A 5851-nucleotide genomic window follows, 5' to 3' on the forward strand; every position below is an offset into this window, starting at 1 on the left:
CGGTAGAACAACGCCTGTATTAATGGGGTTGTATTCCTTAGCCTGTGTTATCGCCAAAGAAATGAGACAATCCACTCTTTTACAACCGGCATTAACCAGTTGGTATGACAAAAAAGATCAAGCAACATTTTCCGATGTCATCGCATTTATTAGGCGAACAATTTGGGCTGAAGAATATTTTTCAAACTCAAGTATAAGTGATGACTTTATTAAATTAACACCCAATGACGCTGACACTTTAATTAATCAACTCGCGATGGCTGCTTGATGGCCAAAGTCGAGAATATTGATCGCTGAGTTTTATATATTTGTTATTGTTTTGTTAAGAATTTATTGCGCAGAAAATATGACTTTTGTTTTGAGTAAGATGGTACGCTAGTTGGCTTATATTTCGATGGTTGTTACATAAAGGTCGTACAAAAGTGCCATTAAAAAGTGCTTAAAAAATAATTGTAAAAGCAAATCTATAGATGATTGCTTTGATGGTGGGACTGCTCGGGATAGCTTGGGTTGTATAAAATATAATCGTCTGGCCTTGTAAGCCTATTTTCTAAAGATAGCGCTAGGGTAAAGGTATGCTTACGACAGATTAAGTATGTATACCTTGTCACAAAAATCTAAACTTAATTGAACTTTAAAGAGACCAACCTGATATTATTGACTCGCGATTAAATAATGTGTTATCGACTTTCTTGCATGATTTATTTTGCGCACAAGGTTTTTTAATCGCACATATACCCTGAGAGAAAACACTAAACCTTTGCATTAGGTATACTCCTAACATGTCACTTAGTGTCTAAAAATATTTACCCTTTAACAGCATAGCAGTAGCAATTGAACAATCGTTTTATTTTTTATGCTACATATGCTGTATATACCCCAACGACTTTGTATAAAAGGAAAAGGTAACCAAGCTATGGCTAAAAAAATACTGCCAATTACTTTGGTATTTGGTTTAAGTCAAGTCGCTACAGCTGTTTCGGCTGCCAATCAAGCCCCTACTACCCTAGGCCACACTGAAACGATCACTAAATCAGGCAGCCATAACAGTTGGGTTTGGGCTCAAGATCAGGATAGAGATGCTTTAACCTATGAAGTTGCTGTGCAGCCCAAATTTGGTCAGATTAAAATGGATCAAAAAACAGGCAAATTTGAATACACACCTACTTCAAGCGTTGATTATGATGAGTTTTACTATCACGTCACTGATGGAAAAACATACTCAAATAAGTCAGTAGTGCAATTAAACTTTGATTTGGATGAGCAGACAACGGCTACAAACGGCTCTAACTCACCAACAAGTGCAGATAAAAAATGTCAGGTTGCTGGCTCTGTCATGGGTATTGACACGGATGTAGCCGTAAAAGTAACGCTATCTTCTGAGTCAGAGCTTCAAACTCGGTCAATACAAGGAAATGGCCGATTTTGTTTTGAGCACTATTCAGGTAATGCAACCATTGAAGCTTATGCGTCAGGGTATGTGTTGCAAAACCATCAACAAAAAGTGACATCAGATGAAGTCACGTTTAACTTTGAAAAAGCGACAAAAGATCAATACTCGTACCGTTTCCAGTGGGAAGACACTGAAGAGTATGATAAGTCAGAATATCAAACACATATTAATAAAAAACGTACGATTAAGTTTTTAAATCAAACAATAGATGTTGTTGACAATTCAGCTTCTGATGCCCTTTTGCATGATTACAATATCGTGTTGGTTGATAATAAGGATAAACTATGGTCATTAGCACATGCTAACCGCCTGCTAAGTACCATGAGAATGATTCCTCAACAGAAAAGAAATTCTTATGGTGAGCAAAACTTAAGTCAATCTGTTTGGGAAATAACAGCGGACGAGCTTGAGAATGACATTGAAATTACCACTCAAGGAAATGCTCGTAAAGTACGCATCAATGAGAATGCATTTACTAATGCAGCACCACGATTGGCGGAAATTGATGGTGTTAAAGGGCGATTTTTTTCCAAGCGTTTACATCATGCCCTGGTCAACTTTGTAACAGACTATGGAAATGATAGTGACCGGATAGAAAAAATAGCGAATGAGCGTTACGGCGTGAGCTTTAAAGCAGATATTAGCCGGTTAACTGCGGGTACGACCAATGAAACGGATAATTATTTTCAGGCATTTTTACCTCAAGAAAAAGTTAAATTAATTAATATCTTTGAAGATATGCCCACGGGTATGCATAAAATAGAAGGTTTAAATTATTTAGTAAGACGCAAGAATGGCTTGGAGCATCCGCTCTATCCCACAGCCCCAGCTGTAGCATGGCGAACCAGTAAAGATGCCGGCAAAAATGGTTACATTGAGTTTATGGAAAGTGCTTTTCGACAACAATCTGATGATTATATTCATCGTTTAATCGTTCATGAAAAAGCACATTTTATTTATGGTAAAGTACTCAATGAACAGACCCGTGATGACTGGGCTGAGGTGGGTGGTTGGTATTTAAACCCTAATGATAGTGATGGCTGGAGTACCTCAAAACAAACGGAATTTGTTTCGGCTTATGCTCATGCAAAAAATCCTAACGAAGATATGGCGGAGTCTACAGCATACTACATTATCAACCCAGATAAGCTGCGTTCTCGTGCCCCCGGTAAATTCGATTTTATACAAAAGCGAATTATGAAAGGCAGTCAGTACGTATCGATTATTAATCAAGATAAAACATTTGAAGTACTGAATCTGTATCCCGACTATATCTATCCAGGTAAGATCAAGCAGGTTGAAATAGGTGTTATTACTGAGAATAGTGGCGATAAAAAGGTGAATGTCACTATCAAATTGTATGCAAAAGATAGCCAATTAGAAGGCGCTACACGTACATCTGTTCGTGTATTTAGTCCAATAGGCACTTATAAAGACTTCTGGCTGAATCCTGTTGATCCGTCTGGTGCGAGTGTTAATGTCGGCACGACTTTAACCGGTAGCTTTACCATTGATAAGAATGCCCCTGGTGGTTATTGGCGTCCTGATCAAATTGCATTAAATGATGTCAATGGCAATGAACGTTTTAGTGGTATTGATGACTTTGGCTGGAAACTGTATATCGGTAATGATAACGCTGATACAACACCTCCTGCCTATGTACCTAATACCCTGAAACTCAATGTCACTCAAGATACTCACTCATATGCCGAACCTGTCAATAAAGTAGTTGCTGAGTGGCAAGTGATTGAAAAAGTAGGTATGGCAGACAGCTATCCTTGTTATGGTTCGATGGTGCATGATTCTGCAACACTCTACTCTATTTACAAGTATGGTGATTTTGATATTAATACCCGTACCTGTAAACTGGTTTATTTAATGCCGAATTATATGGCTTCAGGCTCGTATCGTATTCATCAAATCAGAATGAGAGATAAAGCCCTTAATGAAGGTAAGTTTGACTTTTTTGCACAGGAACAATCGCCAACGGTTACCCTGAACTCATCTAACCCAGATACTCAAGCGCCAGTACTCGATTTAAATCAAATCAGTGTGAGTGCTAAACCTGTTACGCCAAGCAACCCTAATGGTGAGACGATCGTAACGATTCGTTATCAGGTAAGGGATAATATCTCCGGCTTTAAACACGCTAGAATTAAACTACGTGATCCGCAAGGAGTTATGCACCACTTTATTCATCAGCCTAATAATGATGGTCGATTATTCTTTAAAGGTAACCCCAGCCAGCAAAAAGTGTATACAAAGAAAATCCACTTACCTGCAGGTTCAGTACCTGGTATTTGGGGTGTGGCTGAAATGAGTGTTTACGATATGGCAAGCAATTACCAAAATCATAACTTCACTGAAGTGGTTTTATTTGAACCGACATTTAATGTAATTAATAACTAAGCGACACCCTATTACTTTACATAAAAAAACACCCATAAAAAAAGCACCATACGGTGCTTTTTTTATGTAAATATTTGCTAGAGAAAGCAGCAGAATTTTTAGGTTATAGTGCTAAGTTTTAATACATTGTGCAAGAGTATGCACTTGCAATGGTGTTGGTACACCGCGGACATTAAAACTGCCTAAAAACTGAGTGGGCTGAGCAATATACTGTGCGAATTCTTCAGTTAATAATAAGTCCACACTAAGCTTTTTCGTTAGTTCTTCAAGTCGTGCTGTACGATTAACAGCCGGTCCCATTACTGTAAAATCCAACCGTGATAGTGAGCCTACGTTACCATAGATCACTTTCCCTTCATTCAGGCCAATACCAAATGACAGTTGCGGCATACCTTTGTCCTCAAGTTCTTTATTGAGTGTTTGTAATTGAGTATTCGCATCAATAGCGGCTTGCAGTGCAGCTTGGCAGGCTTGTTTTATAGAGCCTAGCTCATCCGCAGTAAAAACGATGAGCATTGCATCCCCAATAAAGCGTAAAACTTCACCTCCCCGCTCTGTCACAGCATTAGTCACAACTTCAAAATAAGCATTCAGCAGCTGCAACATGGTCTCAGTTGAAAGGGATTCCGTTAACACGGTAAAGTTACGCAAGTCGCTATACCACAGCGCACATTCAATTAACTCCGCATCACCTCGCTTTACAATACCTTTGAGAATTTTTTGTCCAGTACTGGGGCCAACATAAGTATTCAATAAAGACTTAATGGTTTTTCGCGCAGAAAACACTTCTAAGACCGGTAATAAGTATAAAAGGAGTGCTTTCCATTTATTTAAATCACTATTGGAAAAGCCTTTTGGGTCATCACTTGCCACAATAAACGTACTGATACTCTTATCTGTAAACTGAATAGGAAACACCGCATAATCAGTCATTCCCTCGTTTTTTAGTTCCTGTAAAATGATATGGGCATTTGTGGGTAGATTATCTATTAAACGGTGGCGTACTATACGACAGGAGTTGCGCGCTTCTTCTATTGGGCTTCCCTGGTAAGATGTTGTGCTCTCGATACCATGAGATGGTGTAAATACGTCAATCTCTTCCCGGCCACGCCACCATGTATATACACTTGCCCTAATTTCAGGGTCAATCGTATTAAGTGTAATTCGAATTCGCGCAATATTAGCATTATCTTTCATAAGATTGAGCGCAAGTTCCTTCAAAAAAACAGCTGGATCAGTGAGCGTTCTTCCTGTTGTCAATAGCCAGTTGATAGTATTGGTTATACTCCAGCCTGTGTGCCCTCCCCATAGTATGTCTTGCCAATGCTTATTTGATGCCATGAGTAAATTCGCTTACTGTAGTCTGATGATAGTTATTTTATCAGAAATGCGCCTATCTGTTATGGGGATGATCTCCGTATATCACTTTTTTATTGAATAATGAGTTTGTTGTGAGTATAAATTAATCTCAAACAGAAAACATACCTTGATCATTTTTACGATAAACTCTTTTGTATCTATTTTGACTAAAAATGATACAAACTGGTTTGTTTGCAAATGTTGCCTGGTGTTAACAGGTCCTAAGTGACTTGCATCAACATCCTGACAAGCAGAGGCTATATAATTCATTTTAATGGCGATTTTCAAAATAATAAAAGATGTTATAATTATGAAGTTACTATATCTCGACTTTGGCCATTTAGAGGCAGCCCATTCAAGGTGAAAAAACAAACAGGTAAATAAGTGAATAAACACTTAGAACGTGTCTCAAAAATCAAAAAATATACAGATGTCTAAGTAAAAGGTTAATCATTAAGCACAAAGCAGTTTCAAGAAGATAGGAATGGACTCTTCTTCTGTTTACCATTAGTTTCACCAAAAACAAACAGGGAACAAAAAAAGAGCCACAATGTATTATCCAACGGATCTGACTGATAAACAATGGGCAGTGTTAACACCTTTACTCCCAAAGACTAAGTGGCAACTAGG

The 5851-nt window shown here is 38.2% G+C and carries 3 protein-coding genes; 2 read left to right on the top strand and 1 reads right to left on the bottom strand.

What is annotated here, in order from left to right; all coding sequences use genetic code 11:
* The coding region (locus F607_RS34955) for a hypothetical protein (RefSeq protein ID WP_038292170.1) at positions 1-268 on the top strand (268 nt) is incomplete at its 5' end.
* Positions 269-916: 648 nt separating this feature from the next.
* Positions 917-3862 (top strand): Ig-like domain-containing protein, encoded by a 2946-nt coding sequence (locus F607_RS0124145; protein WP_157365590.1) that lies wholly within the window; start codon positions 917-919, stop codon positions 3860-3862.
* A 111-nt stretch (positions 3863-3973) separates the two neighbouring features.
* Here F607_RS0124145 and F607_RS31560 read toward each other — a convergent pair whose 3' ends face one another.
* Entirely contained in the window at positions 3974-5203 is a 1230-nt protein-coding gene (locus F607_RS31560; protein WP_051311796.1) for an adenylate/guanylate cyclase domain-containing protein, read from the bottom strand.
* Positions 5204-5851: the final 648 nt, after the last annotated feature.

This window comes from Zooshikella ganghwensis DSM 15267, assembly GCF_000428585.1.
GTDB classification, from domain to species: domain Bacteria; phylum Pseudomonadota; class Gammaproteobacteria; order Pseudomonadales; family Zooshikellaceae; genus Zooshikella; species Zooshikella ganghwensis.

Excerpts from the sequence above, each read along its gene's own strand:
- F607_RS0124145 (WP_157365590.1), top strand. The coding sequence starts at position 917 with ATGGCTAAAAAAATACTGCCAATTACTTTGGTATTTGGTTTAAGTCAA.
- F607_RS31560 (WP_051311796.1), bottom strand. The coding sequence starts at position 5,203 with ATGGCATCAAATAAGCATTGGCAAGACATACTATGGGGAGGGCACACA.